The organism is Streptomyces sp. NPDC087270 (assembly GCF_044744625.1).
In the GTDB taxonomy this organism is placed as follows: domain Bacteria; phylum Actinomycetota; class Actinomycetes; order Streptomycetales; family Streptomycetaceae; genus Actinacidiphila.
In genome coordinates, this window is sequence record NZ_JBIUYR010000005.1 from 330,292 (window position 1) to 351,379 (window position 21,088).

Consider the following 21,088-nt stretch of genomic DNA (forward strand, 5'->3'; position numbering starts at 1 on the left):
AGTGCCCAACCATGGACCACGACCTGCGGCTCCACCTCCTGGGCGGCTTTCGCGCCGAGTTGGCGGAGGCGGGAGGCGACGCGACGGCGGTCGTCGTGGACGAGGAGCGCTGGACCCGCTCCAGCGCCCGGCACCTGGTCAAGCTGCTGGCCCTGAGTGAAGGAACGTCACTGCACCGCGATCGGGTGCAGCGCCTGCTGTGGCCGAGCGCCGGCCGGCAGGCCGCCCAGGTCAGCCTGCGCGTCGCCCTGCACGCCGCCCGCCGTGCCCTCGAACCGGGCCTGCCGCCCCGCGCCGCCTCCTCCTACCTCGTCGTCCAGGACGGCATGGTCCAGCTGGTCCCGGAACGGACCCGGGTCGACCTGCACGAGGTCCGTGCGGCGGCCAACGCGGCCCTCGCCGGGCCGCCCACCACGACGGCCCTGGCCGCCGCGCTGGCCGCGCTCGACCGGCCGTTGCTGCCCGAAGACCGCGACACCCCCTGGACGGCCCCGGCCCGCAGGGACCAGCAGGAGCTGCTGCGCCGGCTCGCGACCGCGCTGGCCGACCTCTTCCGCGACGGCGGGGAGCCGGCCCGCGGGGTCGAGCCGCTGGCGGCGGCCCTGGCCGCCGACCCCCTGGACGAAGGGCTGCACCGCCGGCTCATCCGGCTCCACCTCGACCTCGGGCGGCGCCGCGAGGCCATCCGCCAGTACCACGCCTGCCGCACCGCGTTGCGCGCCGAACTGGGCGTCGACCCCGACGTCTCGACCCGCGCACTCTTCCAGGAGGCGGTCTCCGCACCGCAGGACAGCGTCTTCCAGGGGCTTGCCGCCGCCCTGCCGTCCGCCCTGGAATCGCCGCCGCCGACCCCGCTGTTCGGGAGGGTCCGCGCGCTGCGGCTGCTCACCGCCGACCCCGCGGGCACGGTCGGGCGACTCACCCTGGTCAGTGGCGAGGCCGGCGTCGGCAAGACCAGGCTGGTCGCCGAGGCGGCCAGGGCCGCCGCCGCGAAGGGCGCGGTCGTGCTGTGGGCGGCCGGCGAGGAGGGCGCGCGCGACGAGCCGTACCGCACGGTGGCCGCCGCGCTCGACGACTTCGTGACCGGATGCCCGCCGCGCGTCCGCGAAGCCCTCGCCGTGCAGTACCCCGACCTGGCGGAACTGCTGCCGGGCTTCGGCGGCGGTGTCCCCCCGCTGACCCGGGGCCCCGACGACCCGCACGTCGGCACCCCGCAGGAGCGCAGGGACAGGCTGCGCGCCGACACGGCGGCGCTCCTCACCGACCTGGCCGCGAACCGCCCGGTGCTGGTCGTCCTCGACGACCTGCACACCGCGGACGGGCCCTCGCTGGAGCTCGTGGCCCATCTGCTGCGCCGGACCGCGGGGCGCCCGGTGCGCTTCCTCGGCACCTACCAGGAGCCCGAGGCGGGCGGCGACCTGGAGCGGTTCGTCCGGGCCACCACCGCCGCGGGCACGCTGCGCCAGCTGGAACTGATGAGGCTCAGCCGCGCCGACTGCGACGGGTACGCGACCGCGCTGCTCGGCGCGGCAGCACCCGGGGCCGGGCCGGACCTGGTCGAGCGGGTCTTCCGGGCCTCGCTCGGCAACCCGCTCTTCGCCCACGAGCTGATCGGCGCCTGGGCGGCGGAGCCGTCGGGATCGGCGGGCGGTTCCACCCACCAGGTGCCCAGCGGCCTGCGTGAACTCGTGGTCGCCCGGGTCGACCGGATCTCGGTCGACGTCCGCCGGGTGCTGGAACTGCTCGCCGCGCTTGGCGGCCACGGCCCGCTGGCCGAACTCCGCGCCAGTGCCGCGCTCCTCGTACCTCCGCTGACCGAGGAGGTACTGCTGACCGCGTTGGACCGCGCTGTCACCACCCGCCTCGTGGAGGACCGCCCGGTCGGCACCGCCGCCGGCTACGCCTTCCGCCACCCGCTGGTCCGCAGGGCCCTGTACCAGCGGCTCTCGGCGGCCCAGCGGCTCCGGTTGCACCGCGCCCTGGCCCTCGCCCTGGAGCGCACCCGCCCGCGGGACGTGGACGCCCTTGCCCGGCACTTCGACCGAGCCGAGCACCCCCGGGCCGCCGACCACCTGCGCAGGGCCGGCGATCGGGCGGCCGCGCTCTACGCGAACGACGCCGCCGAGCAGTACTACGGGCGCCTCGCCGAGCGCCTCGACCAGTCCGGCGACCCTTCAGGAGCAGCGGCGGCCCGGGTGGCCCGGGCCGCGGTGCTGCGCACCGCCGCCCGGTGGGCCGACTCCGCGGCGGCGCTGGCCGCGGCCGAGGGCTGGTACCGCGACGCGGACGACACCGAAGGGCTGGTGCGCACCATCACCGAGGGCGGCCACCTGCACGCGGGAGCCGGCACCCCGGCCCTGGGGCTGGCCGCGCTGCTGGCGGTGAACGACTCGACGGCCTCTGCCGCGGTGCGCGCGGCCCGCCAACTGGTCCTGGGCCGGCTCTACTTCCCGCTCGGCCGGTATCCGGAGCAGTTGGCCGCCGGCGACACCGCGGTCGCCCTGGGCCGGGAACTGATCGCAACCGGCCATCCAGCCGGGCCCCGTACAGTGATCGACGGGCTGGTCTGCCGGTCGGTGGCTCAACTCGCCGTCGGACAGGCGGCGGACGGTCGGCGCAGCCTCCAGGAGGCCGCCACGCAGGCCGAACCCCTCGGTGACGCCGTGCTGCTGGCCACGGTGCTGGGCAACCTGTCCGAGGCGTGCCGGCGCGACGGAGACCTCACCGGCGCGCTGGTGCACCGTGCCCGCGCGGTCACGCTGGCCGAGCGGATCGGTGACCCCTCCCGGCTCGCCTTCCAGTTGGCGAACCTCGCCAACCTGCGCCTGCTGACCGGTGACCCCGACGCGGCGGCCGAACACGCGCAAGAGGCCGTCGCCCAGGCCCGCTCCGTCGGTACGTCCTGGTCGCTCGCCTACGCCATGCTCAACCTCGGCGAGGTGCACCTCCGCACGGGCCGCACGGAACAGGCCGAGCAGTACCTGGCCGAGGCCGCGGAGGCCGCCGCGGCCAGCGGCGACGCGCAGGCGGGACTGCGGACCGTCGTCCTGCGCGCGGAGGCGGCGCTTGCCGCCGGCGACCCGGCGCGGGCGGCGGTGCTGCTCGGCCCGTACACCGAAGGGGACGCGGCCGAGCGTGTCAGCCCGCTCGTCGGATGGGCCCGCTTGGAGACCGGGGCGGTGGACGACGCGCTGGCCGCCGCCGCGAAGGGAGTACGGCGCGCCGGCGAACTCCCCGACCGCCCGGCCGAGGTCGACGGCCTGTGGGTGCTGGGGCGCGCCCTGCTCGCGGCCGGGCGCCCCGCTGACGCGGCGGCGGAACTGCGCCGGGCCGTCGCCCTCGCCGATGCCATGCCGTACCCGGCGGGCGCGGCCCGCGCACGAACGGAGCTGGCAGCGCTTCAGCGACCGTAGCGACCGTGCACCGCTGGAGTCGTCGCCCCGCGCTGCTCCGTCGGCTGGACGGACCCCGATCCGCCGTCCGGAACCATGGCGCGGACGTGGCAGCGGCCGGCGGGGCCTGGGGCCGGTCGACGGCGGCGTCCAGGTAGCGGGTCGTCCGGAGTACGGCAGCGGTCAGGAGCAGGCCGGGAGCGCCGGGTCGGTCCTCCCGGTACACGGGGGCGGCCGAGTGGAAGACGCGCGCGGGAAACAGTTCCGAAGGGCGCCGGCATCGCGGGATTCCGGCCGCCGCACTTCGGCGTCCACCAAGGGAGTGGACCTCCAAAACGGCCGGGACGCCATGGACTTGCGCGGTCTTCGTCATTCTCGTGCAATGTTCTCTTCACGAATGTCTGCTACCAGCGGCGGGCGTTCACATTTTCCTCACCCTCTCACTCCGCCACCCTCGGCAGATCTTCTCCACTTCGCTCCGGGCGCCGCCGCGAGTCCCGATTGGCCGGAAATAAAAGAAGGCCGAAATTCGCCACGGCACAGAATCGGCCACCTCGGCGTCCCGCGGCGCGGAAGAAAGCGAAACGCCGGGCGAACCCCCTCGCGACCAGCGGATGACAACGATGCCCAGGTCCGGGAATCGGCCACCCGAAAGCGCCCCCGTCCAGCGCCCGCACTGCGCTGACGTGCGCCGGAGCCGCCGTGGCGGATACGGCAGCGGGGCTGGGACTCATGGGTTCACGCACATGGCTTCCGTAGTACTGTCCCCTGTGCCCAGGCCGCCCCGCCGATTTTCTCGGAGGAGAACATGGCCACCACAGGTTCGTTTTCCCCGTGGCATCGCCAAGCCCCTGAGCTCCTGCACGAGTTCCTGCTCGGTGCGAGCGATACCCTCCCCACCAGACCGGCGGTGATCGAAAGCGCCCCCGACGGGGGCCTTCACACGGTCACCTATCGGGAGTTGGCGGCACGCACCGCCGCCAGGACCGAAGAACTCGCCGGCCTCGGAATCGGAGTCGGCGACCGCGTGGCGCTGGAGTCCGACAGCAGTGCCGCCGTCCTCACGTTGCTGATGGCGTGTTCCGCACTCGGCGCGACCTTTCTCCCGCTGAGCCCGCAGTCGCCCGTGGGCCGCCGACTGACGATCGTCGGCATGACCGGACCGGCGCTGTACCTGCGGTCCGGCGGCGAGGAACCGGCGGGCCTGCCGGCGTCCACCGGCAGCGGCCGCTTCGGCCCGGAGGGGCTGGTCATCGAGCGCGCGCCGGCCCGGCGCGCCCACCACCGCACCGGCGCCGTCTCCACCGACCCCGCCTACGTCGTCTTCACCTCCGGCTCCACCGGCACCCCCAAGGGCGTGGTGATGAGCCACCGCGGGTATCTGGCCTTCTGCCGGGGGATGTTGCGGCACGACATCGTCACCGCCGAGGACCGGGTCGCCAGCACCTCGCCCTTCCAGTTCGACTTCTCCCTGCTGGACGCCGGGCTCGCGCTGGGCAACGGGGCCACGCTGGTGCCGGTACCGCGCGGCCTGCTGCGCTGGCCGCGGCGCTTCGCCCGCTTCCTGCGCGAGGCCGGGGCCACCCAGGTCAACGGCGTCCCCTCGATCTGGCGGCCGCTGCTGCGGCACGAGCCGGCGCGGCTGTCCGAACTCGGCGCGGTGCGGGGCATCCTCTTCTCCGGCGAGCGCTTCCCGCTGGAGGATCTGCGGCTGCTGCGCCGCGAGTTGCCCGGGGTGCGGATCGTCAACTGCTTCGGCAGCACCGAGTCCATCGCCTGCACGTTCGCCGACCTCCCCGACCCGCTCCCGGCGGACCAGGCGGACATCTCCATCGGTCGGCCGCACGCGGGAGCCGAGATCCTGCTGATCGACGGCGAGGGCCGGCCGGTGGACGAGCCGGGGGCCGTCGGTGAGATCCACCTGCGCAGTCCCGCGCTGTTCACCGGCTACTGGAACGACCCGGCGGCCACCCGCGCCGTCCTGGTGGCCGATCCGCTCGAACCGCGGTCCGGCCAGCTCGTCTACCGCTCGGGTGATCTCGCCTCCCGCGGAGCCGACGGCGAACTGTACTTCCACGGCCGGGCCGACTCGATGGTGAAGATCCGTGGCAACCGCGTGGAGCTGGGGGCGGTGGAGCACCGGCTGCGCGCGTTCCCCTCGGTGGAGGCCGCCGCCGTGCTGGTGGTGCCGCGCGCCGGGGACGCGGCCGATCCCGTGCTGACCGCCTTCGTCGTACCGGAGCCCGCCGCCGGCTGGGACCCCGATCAGCTACGGGAGTTCTGCGGGAAGGAACTGCCCGACTACATGGTCCCCGACGAGCTGAGAGCCATCGACCGCCTGCCGCTCAACCCCAACGGCAAGGTCGACCGGGCCCGGTTGCTGGCACTGGCGCTGCCCGGGAAGGAGCGGACGGTGTGACGCGGATCGAACTGACCGGCGCGCGCGGGATATCGCCCAACCTGGCGCTGGACGAGCAGGTCCGGGAGCGCCGGCGGCGCGGCGACACCGTGGTGCACCTGGGATTCGGCGAGTCGCGGCTGCCGGTGTTCCCGCCGCTGGTCGAGCGGCTGGCCGCGGGCGCGGGCCGCAACGCCTACGGCCCGGTCCGCGGCGACCTCGCGGCCCGGCGGGCCGTGGCCGGGTACTTCACCCGCCGCCGCGTGCCGACCGAACCGGACCAGGTGGTGCTCGCTCCCGGCAGCAAGCCCCTGCTCGCGGCGGTGCAGATGACCGTCCGGGGCGACACCCTGCTGCCGCGCCCCTGCTGGAACACGTATCCCCCGCAGGCGCTGCTGGCCGGGAAGGCGGTCTTCCAGGTGCCGATCCCCGCCGGCTGCGGCGGGGTGCCGGAACCGTCGGCCCTGACGCGGACCATCGCGCGGGCGCGGGAGGACGGCCGGGACCCGCGCATCCTGGTGCTGGCACTGCCGGACAACCCCACCGGGACGGCGGCGCCCGCCGCGCTGGTCCGCGAACTGTGCGCGATCGCCCGGGAGGAGGACCTGCTGATCGTCTCGGACGAGATCTACCGCGACCTCCTGCACGATCCGCGGCAGCCCTTCCTCAGCCCGGCCGAGGTCGCTCCGGAGCGCACGGTGGTGACCACCGGGCTGAGCAAGAACCTGGCCCTGGGCGGCTGGCGGATCGGCGCGGCCCGGTTCCCCGAGAGCACCTGGGGGACGGCGCTGCGCGACGCGGTGGCCTCCTTCGCCAGCGAGGTCTGGTCCACCCTGGCCGGTCCGATGCAGGAGGTGGCCGCCTACGCGTTCGCCGAACCCCCCGAACTGCGCGCCCACCTGGCCGAGGCCGCCCGGCTGCACGGAGCGCTGGCCGGTGCCGTCCACCGGATCGTCCGCGCGGCCGGCGCCGAGTGCCGCAGACCCGACGCCGGCTTCTACGTCTACCCGGACTTCGAACCGCGCCGGGAGGCCCTGGCCGCCCGGGGCGTCACCGACTCCGCCACCCTGCAGGACCGCCTGCTCGACGCGCACGGCATCGCCGTCCTCGGCGGCCACCACCACGGCGACGAACCGGGAGCGCTCCGCTTCCGGGCGGCCACCAGCATGCTCTACGGCGAGACCCCCGAGGAGCAGTCCGCGGCCCTGCACAGCCCCGATCCGCTCGTACTGCCCCATGTCTCGCGGCTCCTGGCCGCGATCGAAGAGGGGTTCGGCAAGCTCTGCGGCTGAGCCGCCCCCGACCGGAAGGAATGACCGCACGGTGCCCCCGAGCAACGCAAGCGTTCCGCCGACCACGGACAGCCCGCCCCGGTTCCATGCCGTCACCTCCAGACACCTGGACGACCTGACCGCCCGCGCCGGCCTGAGCCCCGACCAGCGCCTGGGCGTGCGGGCGGTGGCCGAGGTGTTGCCCTTCCGGGCCAACAGCCATGTCGTGGACGAGCTGATCGACTGGTCCGCGGCCCCCGACGACCCGATCTACCGCCTGGTCTTCCCGCAGGAGGACATGCTGCCGGCCGAGGACGTGGCCAGGATCGCGGACCTGCTGCGCAGCGGGGCACCACGCCGGCAGATCCAGACGATCGCCCACCAGGTGCGGATGCGGCTGAACCCCCACCCCGCCGGCCAGTTGGAGCTCAACCACCCGGTGGTGGACGGTCGGCAACTGGCCGGAATCCAGCACAAGTACCGCGAGACGCTGCTGTTCTTCCCCCGCCAGGGCCAGACCTGCCATGCCTACTGCACCTACTGCTTCCGCTGGGCGCAGTTCGTCGGCGAGCCGGAGCTGCGGATGGCGGCCGACAGCGACGAACTGGTCCTGGTGGACTACCTGCGCGCGCACCCGGACATCACCAACGTGCTCTTCACCGGCGGCGATTCGATGATCCCCAGCGCGGCGGTGCTGAGGCGCTACGTCGAGCCGCTGCTCGCGCTGGACCAGATCGAGTCCATCCGGCTGGGCACCAAGGCGCTGTCGTTCTGGCCGCGGAAGTTCCTCACCGATCCGGACGCCGAGGATCTGCTGCGGCTGTTCGAGGAGGTCGTGGCGGCCGGCAAGAACCTGGCGCTGATGGCCCACTTCTCCCACCCGCGCGAGCTGGAACCGCCGGTGGTGGCGCAGGCGGTGGCCCGGTTGCGCGGCACGGGGGCGGTGATCCGCACCCAGGCGCCGCTGATCCGCTCGATCAACGACGACCCGCGGGTGTGGGAGTCGATGTGGCGCGCCCAGGTGCGGCTCGGGATGATTCCGTACTACATGTTCGTGGAGCGGGACACCGGTCCGGTGGACTACTTCGCGGTGCCGCTGGCCCGGGCCTACGACATCTTCCGGGACGCCTACGCCTCGGTCTCCGGCCTCGCCCGGACCGTACGGGGGCCGTCCATGTCGGCCACCGCGGGCAAGGTCTGCGTGGACGGGGTGGTCGATCTCCTCGGCCAGAAGGTCTTCGCCCTGCACATGATCCAGGCCCGCGATCCGGCCCTGGTCGGCCGGCCGTTCTACGCCGCGTACGACCCCGCGGCGATCTGGCTCGCCGACCTCAAGCCCGCCTTCGCCGACCGGTTCCCCTTCGACGCCGACGACACGGCGGAGGAGTCGCTGTGACCGCGGCCCCGGAGATCCGAGCCGAACTGCTGGACTGCTTCCAGAGCAACCTCGCGGTGCTGGCCGACCGGTACCACGGCGCCGGGACCCACCTGCGGCTGGGCGCCGCGCTGCGCCTGCGCACCCGCCCCGGTCCGCACGGCCTGCCCACCGTCGAGCCCTCCCTGGACGAGGCGTTGGCCGACGCCGCGGACCTCCTCGGCCTCGCCCTCGCCCAGAAGTGGCCCGGCGCCGACGGCGACTGGGCGCGATCGCTACGGGAGACGGCGTGGGTGGTCGCGGACGCCTACCACCTGCCCTGGGTGCCCTACCACGGGCAGCGCCACATCGAGCACAGCTTCCTGGCCGAACCCGACGGCGACGGCGCCCTGGCGGTGACCGACGCCTACCACAACGACACTCCGTGGGGCGCGGCGCGCCCGACGCGACTGCTCCTCGAACGGGAGGAGCTGGCCGCGGTCCTGGACGCCGGCCCGGGCCGGGCCTTCCAGTTCGCCCCCACGCCCCTCGATCCCACTCGTCTCGGTCCGCCGGAGGAGGAGGTACGGATATCGTCCGCCGGGGCCGACGACTACCTGCGTCCCTACGCCGAGCATCCGGACCGGAAGCTGACGCTGGATCAGTTCACCATGGAGACCTGGCTGCTGGCCCGGTCACGCCGGCTGCGTGCGGCGTATCTGGCCCAGGGGGACGCGGGGACCCCGCAGCACGTCGCGGAGCACCTCGCCCGCTGGGACGGGTTGGTCGAGTACACGTATTTGACCTCCCGCCGCGTCGCCCGGGGCCGGGCGGAGCCACCCGATCTGCTGCCGCGGGCGGCCGAACTCCTGCACGCCGACTGGGAAGTGCTCTGCGGTGGCGACCGGGGGGCAGGCGGCATCGGGGCGGCCGGTGCTGCCGGGGCGGCCGGCGGTGGTCCGCCTTCCCCCGAGCAGGTCGCCTCGACGGTGGCCGGGATCGTCGGGCGGGTCCTCGGCATACGGGACGTGCCCGCGCCCGACGCCGACCTGACCGGACTGCCCGCCTTCAACTCCCTGCGCATGCTGGAGATCGTCGACGGCCTGGAGGAGGGCTTCGCCATCGAGTTCGGCCCGGGGGACCTCCTCCCCGAACGACTGCACCGCATCGTCGACCTGTGCGAGCTGGTCGAGCGACGGCTCAATGGCGGCGCCGGGTGAGCCCGGCGTCCACACCGACCGAGAAGGGTGCCCGCGCCGTGATGGACGAACGCTTCACCGGGATACTCCGGCCTTTCCTCCCCCACCTGGCCGACCGGCCGATCACCCCGGACACCCGGCTGCGGGAGGCCGGGCTGACCTCCATGCAGTCGATCGAGCTGCTGCTCGCCCTGGAGGACGAGCTGGGCGTCGAACTGCCCGACGAGGCGCTGGTCGAGAAGACCTTCAGCACGGCCGGCGCGCTGTGGTCGGCGGTCGCGGCACAGGAGGGCGGCGCCGATGTCTGAGTCCGCGCGTCCCCGCCCGGCGGCCGGCGGCCGCTTCGCCCGGCAGACCGATCAGGCCCGCGCGGTGGCCGAGAAGTACGCCCAGCAGACCGACGCGGCGGCCGAGTTCCCGGTCGCGGTGCTCGACGAGCTGCGGGCCGGCGGGCTGCTCGGGCTGATGGTCCCCACCGAGTACGGCGGCCTGGGCGGCACCCTGGACGAACTGCTGGACGTGAGCATCGCGCTGGGCCGCACCGACCTGTCCGCGGCTCTGATCTTCGCGATGCACTGCCAGCAGGTGGCCTGCGTGGTCACCCACGCCGCCCCGCCGCTCGCCGAGGAGTTGCTGCCGCAGATCGCGGCCGGGCGGATGTACCTGGCGTCGGTGACCACGGAACCGGGCAAGGGCGGCCATCTGCTCACCGCGGGCGCCCAACTCTCCGCGGAAGAAGGGCGGTCCGGGCACCTGGAACTCGACCGGTTCGCGCCGATCGTGACCGGCGGGGCGTACGCCGACGGCTTCCTGATCAGCATGCGCGCTCCCGAGGCGCCCTCCGCCGACGCGGTCTCCCTGGTCTTCGCCCGCCGCGACCAGCTGGAGATCACCGCCTCCGGGGAGTGGGACCCGCTCGGGATGCGGGCCAGCCACAGCGTGGCCCTGCGGCTGACCGGCAGCATCCCGGGGCACCAAGTCGTCGGCGAGCACGGCGAGTTCCGCGCGGTGGTGCTCCAGACCCTCGGTCCGCTGGCGCACCTGGGCTGGTCGGCCTGCTGGCTCGGCACGGCCGCGGGGGCGCTGTCCCGGGTGCTGCGGATGCTGCGGGAGTCCGCCCGGGGCAAGGACGGCAAGGACGGCCGGCTCGAGTCGGAGCTGCTGCTGAGCCGGCTCTCCCGGGCCCGGCAGCGGCTGGACACCGTCCACGCGCTGCTGCGCCACACCGCCGCCGTGGTCACCGCCGCCGCCGAGGGCGGCACCGATGTCTCGCTGCCCCGCAACCAGTTGCTGATCAACAGCCTCAAGCTGACCGCCTCCGAGGAGTGCCATCGCGCCGTGGAGGACCTGATCGACGCCGTCGGGCTGCGGCACGGCTATCTCAGGAACTCGCCCACCCGCCTGGAGAAGGCGTTGCGCGATCTGCGCTCCGCACCGCTCAACTACAGCAACGACCGTCTCCACCAGGCGGACGGCGTCCTCGCCCTGCTCGACGCGGGGGTGTCCTTTGCCTGACGTGCATGACGCCCGCGCCGCCGCTGTTCCCCCGGGCGCCGATCCCCCGGCCCCCGATCCCCCAACCGCCGTTCCCTCAACCGGCCTTCCCCCAAAGGCCGTTCCCCCGGCCGGCGTCCACCGGCTCCTCAAGGAGTTCGCGGACGCCGGGGAGTTCCGGCGGCTCTACCCGCACCCCGCACCTGGCCGGCTCGACCCGGTCGTGCTCAGGGAACTGCTGGCCGCCGCCGACGCCGAGGGGGCGCTGGGCCCGGTGCTCTCGCTCTGCGTCCACCTGGCGTCGGCGGTGCCGCTGCTCGCCGCGGGCTCCCGCTCGAAGACGACCGCCGCGTGCCTGGAGGCGGCGCTGCGCGGCGAGCGGCTGGTCGCCCTGGCCGCCACGGACGAGGGCGCGGGCTCCGACCTGGCGGCGCTCACCACCACGGTCCGCACGCGTCCCGACGGTCTGGTGGTCGACGGCACCAAGCGCTGGGTGACCTCGGCGACCACCGCCGGCGACGCCCTGGTCCTGGCCCGCCGGTCGCCCGGGCGGCACTTCACCAACTTCACCTGGGTCCTGGTGCCCCTGGACGCTCCGGGGGTCACGGCCGAGCCCGCGGACACCGAGCTGTTCGCCGGCTCCGGGGTCGGCCATCTCCGCTTCTCCGACGTCCGGTTGACGACGGACCACCTGGTGGGGCGGCAGGGCCGCGGCATGGCGGCCTTCGCCCAGCACATCGCGGTGGAGCGGCTGGCCTCCGCGGGCTGGGCGATCGACCTGTGCCGCAGGATCATCGCCGACACCGACCGGCGGCTGGGCAGCCGCATCGTCGAGGACACCGCGCTGCGCCGGCGGTCCGGCGTCCGCCAGCGCCTGGCCGAGTGCGCGGTCCGCGTCGCCGGGCTGCACGCCCTGTGGACGCAGCTGCGGGACCGGATCGCCGACGAGCGGGACGGCACCGCGGCCGCCCTCCTCAAGGCCGCGTCGGGGGCGACGGTGGACCATGTGCTCGCGGAGTGCGCGCGGTTGCAGGGCGCCGACGGCTTCGCACGGGGCGGGGCGCAGGCGCTGCGCGCCGAGGCGGCGATCTTCGGCATCGGCGGCGGCACCACCGAGGTGACCCTGGACATCGTCGCCGAGCGTCTGGACGCCGTGTTGGACGGGCTGGCGCCATGACCGTACCGCCGCCGGCCACGGGGCCGGGCCTGCGGCTCGAAGCCGCCCCGGGCATCTGGGTCGCCCTCCACGAGAGGCGGGGCGCCTGCCACGACGAGGAGCGGTTCGACCGCCACCAGGAGCCCGCGCCGCACGTGCCTCCGACCCGGGAGGATCTGGCCGCGGCCGACGGCCTTCCGCCGTGGCGGGCCGCCGAACTGCTCGCGGGCCGAGGGCTGTTGCGTGCCCTGCTCCGGGCGCGGTACCCGGAGGCCGCCGGCGCGCCCGTCGTCTACGAGCCGGGTGGCCGCCCCGCCCTGGCCGGCCGGCCCCGGATCGGCATCAGCATCAGCCACGACCGGGGGGCCGTCGCCGTCTGCGCGGCACTGGACCGCGCGGTCGGCGTCGACGTCCAGCACGTCCCGGCGGAGGTCCGGCCCGCCCTGCTGCGGCGCTGCACCCAGGGCCGCGCCGAGGAGTGGGCCCGGCTGCCGGCCGAGCGCCGGACCACCGAGTTCGCCTGGCTGTGGACGGTCCAGGAGGCGTGCGTCAAGGCCGAGGGCAGCGGCTTCGCCGGGCGGCCCTGGCGGGTCCGGGTCCGCCCGGCGGCGCGGGCCGGCAGCTGGGGCCGCTACTGCTGGGTGTCGCTGCGCGACCGGACCTCCCTCCCCCTGAGCGTCGCCTACGGCGCACCGGCCCCGTTCCCCATCGAGCCCGCGGAGCAGCAGCCATGACCCCACAGCGCGGCATGTACGGGTGGTTCGCCGACACCGCGCGCCGCCATCCCGCCGCGGTGGCCCTGGAAGTCGGCGGCCGGCCCTGGAGTTACGCCGAACTCGGCGACCTGGCAGGCCGGTTGGCCGAAGCGCTGCACGCGGCGGACCCCGGCCGGCCGCTGCGGCGGATCGGGCTGCTGGCCTCCCGTACCCCGCACGCCTACGCGGGCTATCTGGCCGTCCAGCGGCTGGGCGCGAGCGTGGTACCGCTCAACCCGGCCTTCCCGGCGGCCCGCAACGCGGCCATCGCCAAGGCGGCCGGGCTCGATCTGGTCCTCGCCCAACCCGACTACGCCACAGCCGAGTTGGGCGCCCGGCTGCTCTCGCCCGACCTCGGCTCCCTCCCGCCCGCGCGCGCGTTGCCGGCCCTCCCGGCGGGCGCCCGGGGACCGCGGGACATCGGCTACGTCCTGTTCACCTCGGGATCGACCGGCTCCCCCAAGGGCGTCCCGATCCAGCACCGTTCCGTCGACGCCTATCTGAGCCATGTCATCGACCGCTACCAACTGGACGTCGGCGCACGGCTGTCGCAGACCTTCGAGCTCACCTTCGACCTCTCGGTCTTCGATCTCTTCGCGGCCTGGGGATCGGGCGCGACGCTGGTGGTGCCGGGCCCCGACGACGTCCTGGCACCCGCCCGCTTCGTCGCCCGCGAACGGCTGACCCACTGGTTCTCCGTGCCCTCGGTCATCTCCTTCGCCCGGCGGCTGCGGGCGCTGGCCCCGGACAGCATGCCGTCACTGCGCTGGAGCCTGTTCTGCGGCGAGACGCTCACCCTCGCCCAGGCGAGCGCGTGGCAGCGGGCCGCGCCGCACAGCGTGCTGGAGAACCTCTACGGCCCCACCGAACTCACCCTCAGCTGCACCGAGTTCCGGATGCCCGCACCGGGCACTCCCGCCGCCGGCACTCCCGCCGCGCGCACCGGCACTCCCGCCGGCAGCACGCCCGCCGCCGGGCCGGGCGGCGCCGTACCGATCGGCACCCTCTACCCCGGCCTGGAGCACCTGGTCGTCGACGAGGACGGCCGCGAGGCCGACGAGGGAGAGCTGTGCGTACGAGGCGTCCAGCGCTTCCCGGGCTATCTCGACCCCCAGGACAACATCGGGCGCTTCCTGCGCCGGGAGCAGGGGCGTACCACCGTGGTCGAACGGGCCGATCCCCCCTCCGACGACCTCTGGTACCGCACCGGGGACCGGGTGCGCCGGAGCCCGGACGGGCTGGTCCACCTGGGCCGGCTCGACCACCAGATCAAGATCCGCGGCTACCGCGTCGAACTCGGCGAGATCGAGGCGGCGTTGCGCGCGCTACCGGGCGTCAACGAGGCGGTCGTGCTGTCACTCGACGGCGCCGCCGGACAGGAGCGGCTCGCAGCCGCCTGCACCGCGCAGTCCGGCGCCCGGCTCGACCCGGACACCCTGCTGGCGGGGCTACGGGAGCGGTTGCCCGCCTATATGGTGCCGGTGACCGTCAGCGTCCGTCGTTCCTTCCCCTACAACACCAACGGAAAGATCGACCGTACGGCGCTACGCGAGGCGCTGGCGCGGAACCCCTGATGAGCGCGATGAGGAAAGGCCCCGCCATGAACGTGGAGCCCGGCGCGACCACCCGGCGAGCCGCCGCACCGGCGGACGTGGCGGAGGGCGCCGATCGAGCGAGAGTGCCGGGGAGCGTGTCGGCCGTGGCGGGGGTGGTGGTCTTCTCGCTGACCTTCCCGACCACCGCCTGGGCCCTGGAGGGCATGGGCCCCTGGACGGTGACCACCGTGCGCGCCGTGCTGGCCGCGCTGATCGCGGGCGGCTGCCTGCTGGCCCGGCGCGTCCCCCTCCCCCGGCGCGCGCACTGGGCCGGACTGGCCACCGTGGCGGGCGGGTTGATCGTCGGATACCCGCTGCTGACCACGCTGGCGCTACAGACCACCACCTCCACCCACGCCGCGGTGATCGCCGGGCTCCTGCCGCTGACCACGGCCGTCTACGGCACCGCGCGGACCGGGGTCAGGCCGCCGCCGGTGTTCTGGGCCGCCGCGCTGACCGGGGCGGCGGTGGTCGTCGGGTTCGCGTTCCAGCAGGGCGGCGGGACGTTCTCGGCGGCGGACCTGTACCTGTTCGCGTCACTGCTGGTCGCCGCGGCGGCGTACACCGAGGGCGGGCTGCTGGCCCGGGCCATGCCGGGCTGGCAGGTGATCGCGTGGGCCCTGGTGATCTGCCTGCCGCTCACGGCCGCCGGCTCGGTGGCCGCCCTGCTCGTCGACCATCCGCACCCCACCGCGCGCTCGCTGATCGGCCTGATCTGGCTGGGCGCCGGGGCGCAGTTCCTCGGCCCGCTGGTCTGGTACCGCGGGATCGCGGCCATCGGCATCACCCGGGCCAGCCAGATCCTGCTCTCCCAGCCGCTGCTCACCCTGATCTGGTCGGTTCCGATGCTGGGCGAGCGCCCGCCGGTGATCGCGGCCGTCGCCGCGGTCGCGGTGCTGGTGTGCATCGCCGTCACCCAGCGGACCGGCCGATGAGCGAAGAACCCGGGCTGCTCATGACCCTGGGCCGGCGCAGCGGCCCGCTGGACACGGTGCTGATCCACCCCGCCGGCGGCGGGCTCGGCCAGTACCTCCGCCTGGCCCGGCGACTGGCCCGGCACGGCACGGTCTACGGCATCCGCGCCGCGGGCCTGCTGCCCGGCGAGCGCCCGGAGCGGAGCGTCCCACGGATGGCGGCCGCCTACCGGGAACTCCTCGACGCACTGCCCCGACCGCCCGCCCTGCTCGCCGGCTGGTCGCTGGGCGGCATCCTCGCCTGGGAACTGGCCGCCCAGGCCGCTGCCACGGGGAACGCCGGGGATACGCCGCCGCCCGCCGTCGTCATGATCGACAGCCACCCCGAACTGGAACCGGACAACGCGCTGCTGCGCTCCCACCCACTCGACAGCATCGAACACTCCGTCAGCGGGCTGTCCTCGGGCTTCGAGCCGGCGCTGCTGCGCTCCACCGCCGCCGCCCATCTCACCGCCGCACGAACCCATCGCGTCCGACAGCCCGGCGACACCCCCACACTCCTGCTCGCCTGCGCGAGCCCCGACCGCGAGGCGCAGATCGCCCGCTGGCGCTCGCTCGCCACCCGCCTCACCGTCCGGGACCTGAACTGCGGCCACTTCGAGATCTTCACCCCACCCCACCAGGACGAACTGCTGGGCCACGTCCAGCCGTTCGTCGACGGTCTCATCGCGGCACGCTGAGCCGCCCGTCCCTTTTGGGGCGGCTCCCGCGCGCTTGACCTCCGGCAGCCGTGAAGCCGTGACAGGCGCCGGGGAACTCGCGGGGCCCGGCATCCCCAACCCCTTCCGCCGGGCGTAGGTCACAGGGTGCGCAGGGCGCCGCCATCGATGTGGATCATGGTGCCGGTGACGTAGGACGCCGCCGGCGACAGGATGACCGCGGCCAGGCGGCCGAACTCCTCAGGTGTGCCGTAGCGTCGCAACGGGATTTCGGCGGTCCGTTCGGCGCGGGCCCGCGCCGGATCGTCGTTGGCCGACTCCAGGCTTTTGAGCCGGTCGGTGGCGATCGAGCCGACAACGAAGCCGTTGACCCTGATGCCGCGTGGACCCAGCTCGTCGGCGAGTGTTTTGGCGGCCATAGCGAGCCCCGGGCGCAAGCCGTTGGAGACGCTTATGTTCGGCCAGGGGGATTTCACGGACAACGACAGCACGAATCCGATCGATCCGTCGGACGGGAGTACGGGTGCGGCGGCACGGGCGAGGCGCAACGCACCGAGGAATACCGACTCGAAGGAATCCCGCCACTGCTCATCGGTGATCGTGGTGATCGGGCCGGTGGGCGGACCGCCCACGCTGATCAGCACGCCGTCCAACCGGCCGAAGTGGCGCAGGGCGGAGGCCACCATCTGCTCCGCCGCCAGGGCGTCCGCGTTGTCAGCGGCCAGGCCCAGCACGTTCTCCGGGCCGCCCAACGCCGCCGCGGCCTCGTCGACCGCGGCCTGGTTGCGTGAGGAGACCACCACCCGAGCGCCCTCACCGACGAGGGCATGGGCGGCGGCGAGGCCGAGTCCCTTGGTCCCACCGGTGATCAGGAAGACTTTGCCGTCAATTCCCAGGTCCATATGACTCCGCCGGCTCCACTGAATCCGCTGTGTTCAGACGCGAGGAGCGCTGGTATTTCCTTCAACGCACCACCGCAGGCCCGGGCCTGACTCTATCCGAGATCCAACACAGCGCGTGCCACCGCTGGATGGCCCCGATCGGCGCCGTCTCGCCTTTGCCGGCCGGTCGGCTCTTCGAGTCGGCGAGCCGTTCGATTTCTTGGTCACGGTGAATGCGGAACGGAGTAGCGCGCCGAGCAGGCCACCGGGTCGAGGGAGCGGTCGGCCGTGTCCATGAGGCGCAGGCACCCCGCGGCGATGCGATCGGCGTCCCGGAACGCCTCCCCGGCAATGCCCGACACGTCGAGGGAGGTGACCCAGGGCACGAGTTCGGTCGGCGGGCCGTAGCCGAAGCGCCGCGGGTGGGGCGTCCCGTCGGCACGGACGACCGCCACCGTCGCGGTGTCGACGTCGAGCGCTCCGGTGGCGTAGTCCCCCCGGCCGTCCGGGAGGGAGCGCTGGCGGATCTGGCCGGTAGCGGCGAGATGGCGCAGCAGCGGGTCGCTGGTGCGGCGGATGTCGGGCGCCGGCAGGTGGGCCTCGATCAGGCAGCGCGCGACGACCCGGCTGCCGCTCACCGCCGGTGAGTACGCGGCGAACCGCCCGGCGTCCTCGTCGGCCTCGATCAGCATGTGCGGGCCGACCAGGCAGACGGCAGCGCTGTCCATCAGGGCCGACAGCTCCTCCAGCCGGGCGCTCTGCGGGCCCTCCGCGCCCACGTTGTCCAGGGAGGCGAAGGTCCCCAGGACGTGGTCGCGGAAGGACCTGCCGCTGATGCGGCCCTCGCGCGCGAGGTCGCGGACCTGCCGCCGCACCGAGCTCAGCGCGCGGCCGACCGCTTCGGGGCGCGCGCCCTCGGGCCGCAGGTCCGTACGCATCAACCGGGCGGCCCACTCACGGTATTCGCCGGGGCTGCGGAAGGTCAGCCCCGAGGCCGGCCGGACCAGCGCGTCGACGTCGCGCTGGGAGGCGGATGTGCCGTCGACCGGCACGGGCGCCGCCGAGGCGTTGCGCAGCCGTCCGATCTCGTGCAGGGCCAGCGGCCAGATGTGGCGGCGGAAGTCGATCGGGCCGCTGCCCGCGCTCTCCCGCAGCCGGGCGGCGAGGTCGACGCCCGGCGCGGAGGGCGGCTCGGAGGCCGGCAGGGAGGGCTGCGGGACGCCGCGGCCCGACCCCGCGAACAGCACGGGCTCGCGCCCGGAGGCCAGGTAGCGCAGCCGTCCGTTCGCCGCGCGCTCGTAGCGGCCGCCGCGTCCCGTGGTCAGCATCGCCACGTAGTCGAAGAAGTTGAGGCCGAGGCCGCGGATCAGGACCGGCTCGCCGGCGGCGATGCCGTCAAGGTTCACGTCGGCCGGATTCGACGCGGGTACGTGGACCAGGCCCCGGGCCCGGGCCCAGCCGGCGAACCAGTCCTCGCCGGCGTCGGGGAGCATGTCGACGTGGCCCTGGGCGAGGACGACCGCGTCCACGGTCAGCGTCAGCTCCCGGCCGTCGGCCGCGGCGATCCGGACCGCCTGGCAGCCGTTCGGGGCGTCGTCCAGCGCGCGGGCGGTGGCGCGGTGGTCGAAGATCTGCACCCGTGCGGGTGCGCTGCGCCGTACGTGGTCGAAGGCCCAGCGGAGGTAACTGCCGTGGAAGGCGCGGGTGGTGCAGGCCGCGGGGGTCAGCGAACGGGCCTCCGCCGCCGCCTGGGGGTCGGCGGGGACGCTGCCGTCGGCCACGGCGCGGGCCCAGTCCCACAGCGTCGGTCCCGCGGTGGGCCGTGCGGCACGCTCGCCCGGCAGGGGCGGTTCGCCGAACACCGTCACGCGTGAGCAGGGGCTGTTCATCAGCAGTGACCTGCTCTGGTCGCCGCGCCACACCCGCCCCGCGCCCGGCTCGTACGGGTCGATCACATGGAGGTGGACCGGCCGGTCGGACGCGGACGCGGCGAGGCCCGAGCACAGCCGTTGCAGAGCGATCAGGCCCCTCGGTCCCGCCCCCACCAAACCGATGCCGAACGGTTCAACCCGCGTCACGTAGGCTCCTTCGCAACGTCCTCACCCGATGGGGAAGCGTGCTCGGCCGGAGCAGTGTCCGGCAGGCCGGGCGCAGCTCCGGGCCCAGCCCTGGGGGCGGCCTCAGGCCGGCCGCGAAGTGCCCCCTGGTCAATATAATTGACGCCCCGTCATCTCTCCAGCGAGCCTCGCCCCCGCGAGGGCCGGGGGCCCGGGTTTTGGCCACGTCCGGTGACGGGGAATCCGGTTCGCACTTTATAGTGAGCAGCGGTCCGGTTGACTACGACTTCGGGGGCACCGTGGAGGGGGAGGTCTCGCGCCTTTTCGGCGACGGCGCCAAGCGCTATGACGAGGCCCGCTCGCGGCTGGTCCCCCACCTCAACGACTTCTACGGCCTGGCGATCGACGTGGCCGTGCGCGGGCACGGCCCCGCGCCGCGGGTCCTCGACCTCGGCGCCGGTACCGGCCTGTTCAGCGGGGAACTGGCCCTCCCGCTGCCGAACGCCTCCGTCGACCTGGTCGACTCCTCGGCCGCCATGCTGGCCGTCGCCGACCAGATGCTCGACCTCTACGCGGTGGAACGGACGATCTACGAGCAGGATCTGCGGGCGCCGCTGCCGCAGGGGCCGTACGACATCGTGATCTCCGCCCTGGCCATCCACCACCTTCCGCACCCCGACCAGCGCGACCTCTACCGGCGGGTGCGCGAGGTGATGAGGCCGGGCGGCGTGTTCGTCAACGCGGAGCAGGTGGCCGGCGGCACCCCCGCCCTGGACGCGCTGTACGAGGAGACCTGGCACCGCGAGGTGGTCGCGCTCGGCGCGAGCCCGCGGGAGATCGACGAGGCCGTGCAGCGGATGGCCTACGACCTTCCCGCGCCCGTCTCCACGCACCTGAGCTGGCTGGCGGAAGCGGGATTCAGCCAGGTGGACTGCCTCTACAAGAGGTACCGCTTTGCGGTGGTGGCCGGGTGGGTGTGAGCGGGACCGGGGACCGGCCGGCGCGCGGGGCCCGGCCGCGGGTGCGCTGACCGGCGGTCAGGCGGTTTCGTCGCGCGCGTCCTCGGTCTCGGTCCCGGGCGCGAGCGGGTCCCCCGGCGGGAAGTCGCCGTCCTCCCAGGAGGCGGTGAGGCAGCGGGCGGCGCGGGCGGCCTGGAGGCGCAGCCGCTCGATGTTGGGCACGATCCGCTGCATGGGGCCGCTCACCGACAGGGCGCCGAGTATCCGTTTGGGGCCGGTCATCACGGCCGCGCTGACACTGGCGACGCCGACTTCGCGTTCGGCGATGCTGTAGGCGGTGCCTTCCAGGCGGATACGGTCGAGTTCCGCTTTGTCGATGTCGCCGAACTGCTGCCAGTCGTCGGACCAGGCGAGCAGGATCTTCGCCCCGGACCCGGCGTTCAGCGCGAGGCGCTCGCCGACGGCGACGGTCTCCCGCAGCCCGGTGGGGCGGTCGACGGCTGCGACGCAGAGGCGCTCGCGGCCCTCGCGCACGTAGAACTGCACGCTCTCGCCGGTCTCCTTGTGGAGGGTGCCCAGCACGTCGCGGACCGTGGTCAGCCACGGCAGGGCGGCGACGGCCGCGGTGCCCCAGGACAGGACGCGGGTGCCGAGCAGGTACTCCCCGGCGCTGGTCCGCTGGACCACGTCGTGCGACTGGAGGGCGGCGGCGATGCGGTAGATCGTGGAACGCGCTATGCCCGTCTCCTGGGCGAGTTCGGCAGGCGAGGAGCCGCCGCCGGCCAGGGCGTCGAGGACCGCGATGACACGGTCCACCATGACGATCCCTGACTCTGTGCTTCGCTGCGTCAATCTGCTCTCCACGAGGACCGTCCGTCGCCTGTCAGTCCTCGGACGCTATCAGGCACTTTACCGGGTGCCTTCGCGGTCGTGCCAGGTCCGGT

General features: G+C 74.2%; 16 protein-coding genes. 13 read left to right on the top strand and 3 right to left on the bottom strand.

The window, feature by feature from the left end; translation table 11 throughout:
• The first annotated feature begins 11 nt into the window (after window positions 1-11).
• From ACIPAE_RS12865 to ACIPAE_RS12920, 12 genes are all read left to right on the top strand, one after another.
• Window positions 12-3,413 (top strand): ATP-binding protein, encoded by a 3,402-nt coding sequence (locus ACIPAE_RS12865; protein WP_402444876.1) that lies wholly within the window; start codon window positions 12-14, stop codon window positions 3,411-3,413.
• Between the two features lie 787 nt (window positions 3,414-4,200).
• Window positions 4,201-5,811: an AMP-binding protein gene (locus ACIPAE_RS12870; protein WP_402444878.1), complete on the top strand. Its 1,611-nt coding sequence runs from the start codon at window positions 4,201-4,203 to the stop codon at window positions 5,809-5,811.
• A complete protein-coding gene (locus ACIPAE_RS12875; protein WP_329363014.1) occupies window positions 5,808-7,082 on the top strand; it encodes a pyridoxal phosphate-dependent aminotransferase in 1,275 nt (424 codons plus the stop codon). Before ACIPAE_RS12870 ends, ACIPAE_RS12875 begins: the two co-directional genes overlap by 4 nt.
• A gap of 31 nt (window positions 7,083-7,113) precedes the next feature.
• Window positions 7,114-8,457, top strand: a complete 1,344-nt coding sequence (locus tag ACIPAE_RS12880; protein ID WP_402444880.1) for a KamA family radical SAM protein — start codon at window positions 7,114-7,116, stop codon at window positions 8,455-8,457.
• Window positions 8,454-9,635, top strand: coding sequence for an acyl carrier protein (locus ACIPAE_RS12885; RefSeq protein WP_402444882.1), 1,182 nt, complete (start codon window positions 8,454-8,456; stop codon window positions 9,633-9,635). The genes ACIPAE_RS12880 and ACIPAE_RS12885 overlap by 4 nt, the downstream gene beginning before the upstream one ends.
• A 41-nt stretch (window positions 9,636-9,676) precedes the next feature.
• Window positions 9,677-9,922, top strand: a complete 246-nt coding sequence (locus ACIPAE_RS12890) for a phosphopantetheine-binding protein (RefSeq protein ID WP_329373736.1) — start codon at window positions 9,677-9,679, stop codon at window positions 9,920-9,922.
• The gene (locus ACIPAE_RS12895) at window positions 9,915-11,129 is read left to right on the top strand and encodes an acyl-CoA dehydrogenase family protein (RefSeq protein ID WP_402444884.1); all 1,215 of its coding nucleotides are present in this window, start codon (window positions 9,915-9,917) and stop codon (window positions 11,127-11,129) included. The genes ACIPAE_RS12890 and ACIPAE_RS12895 overlap by 8 nt, the downstream gene beginning before the upstream one ends.
• 1 nt (window position 11,130) lies before the next feature.
• Window positions 11,131-12,285, top strand: coding sequence for an acyl-CoA dehydrogenase family protein (locus tag ACIPAE_RS12900; protein ID WP_402445055.1), 1,155 nt, complete (start codon window positions 11,131-11,133; stop codon window positions 12,283-12,285).
• A complete protein-coding gene (locus ACIPAE_RS12905) occupies window positions 12,282-12,998 on the top strand; it encodes a 4'-phosphopantetheinyl transferase superfamily protein (protein WP_329363025.1) in 717 nt (238 codons plus the stop codon). The genes ACIPAE_RS12900 and ACIPAE_RS12905 overlap by 4 nt, the downstream gene beginning before the upstream one ends.
• The gene (locus ACIPAE_RS12910) at window positions 12,995-14,593 is read left to right on the top strand and encodes an AMP-binding protein (RefSeq protein WP_402444886.1); all 1,599 of its coding nucleotides are present in this window, start codon (window positions 12,995-12,997) and stop codon (window positions 14,591-14,593) included. The genes ACIPAE_RS12905 and ACIPAE_RS12910 overlap by 4 nt, the downstream gene beginning before the upstream one ends.
• Window positions 14,594-14,619: 26 nt before the next feature.
• Window positions 14,620-15,549: a DMT family transporter gene (locus ACIPAE_RS12915; protein ID WP_402444888.1), complete on the top strand. Its 930-nt coding sequence runs from the start codon at window positions 14,620-14,622 to the stop codon at window positions 15,547-15,549.
• Window positions 15,546-16,268 (top strand): alpha/beta fold hydrolase, encoded by a 723-nt coding sequence (locus ACIPAE_RS12920; protein WP_402444890.1) that lies wholly within the window; start codon window positions 15,546-15,548, stop codon window positions 16,266-16,268. Before ACIPAE_RS12915 ends, ACIPAE_RS12920 begins: the two co-directional genes overlap by 4 nt.
• A 119-nt stretch (window positions 16,269-16,387) precedes the next feature.
• Here the strand turns inward: ACIPAE_RS12920 and ACIPAE_RS12925 are convergent, their stop codons facing one another.
• Entirely contained in the window at window positions 16,388-17,149 is a 762-nt protein-coding gene (locus ACIPAE_RS12925; protein WP_366410763.1) for an SDR family oxidoreductase, read from the bottom strand.
• Window positions 17,150-17,352: 203 nt separating this feature from the next.
• Window positions 17,353-19,206: an FAD/NAD(P)-binding protein gene (locus ACIPAE_RS12930; RefSeq protein WP_402444892.1), complete on the bottom strand. Its 1,854-nt coding sequence runs from the start codon at window positions 19,204-19,206 to the stop codon at window positions 17,353-17,355.
• Between the two features lie 239 nt (window positions 19,207-19,445).
• Between ACIPAE_RS12930 and ACIPAE_RS12935 the strand changes: the two genes are divergently transcribed.
• Window positions 19,446-20,165 (top strand): methyltransferase domain-containing protein, encoded by a 720-nt coding sequence (locus ACIPAE_RS12935; protein WP_366410765.1) that lies wholly within the window; start codon window positions 19,446-19,448, stop codon window positions 20,163-20,165.
• 57 nt (window positions 20,166-20,222) lie between these two features.
• Here ACIPAE_RS12935 and ACIPAE_RS12940 read toward each other — a convergent pair whose 3' ends face one another.
• A complete protein-coding gene (locus ACIPAE_RS12940) occupies window positions 20,223-20,963 on the bottom strand; it encodes an IclR family transcriptional regulator (RefSeq protein ID WP_329363040.1) in 741 nt (246 codons plus the stop codon).
• Between the last annotated feature and the right edge of the window lie 125 nt (window positions 20,964-21,088).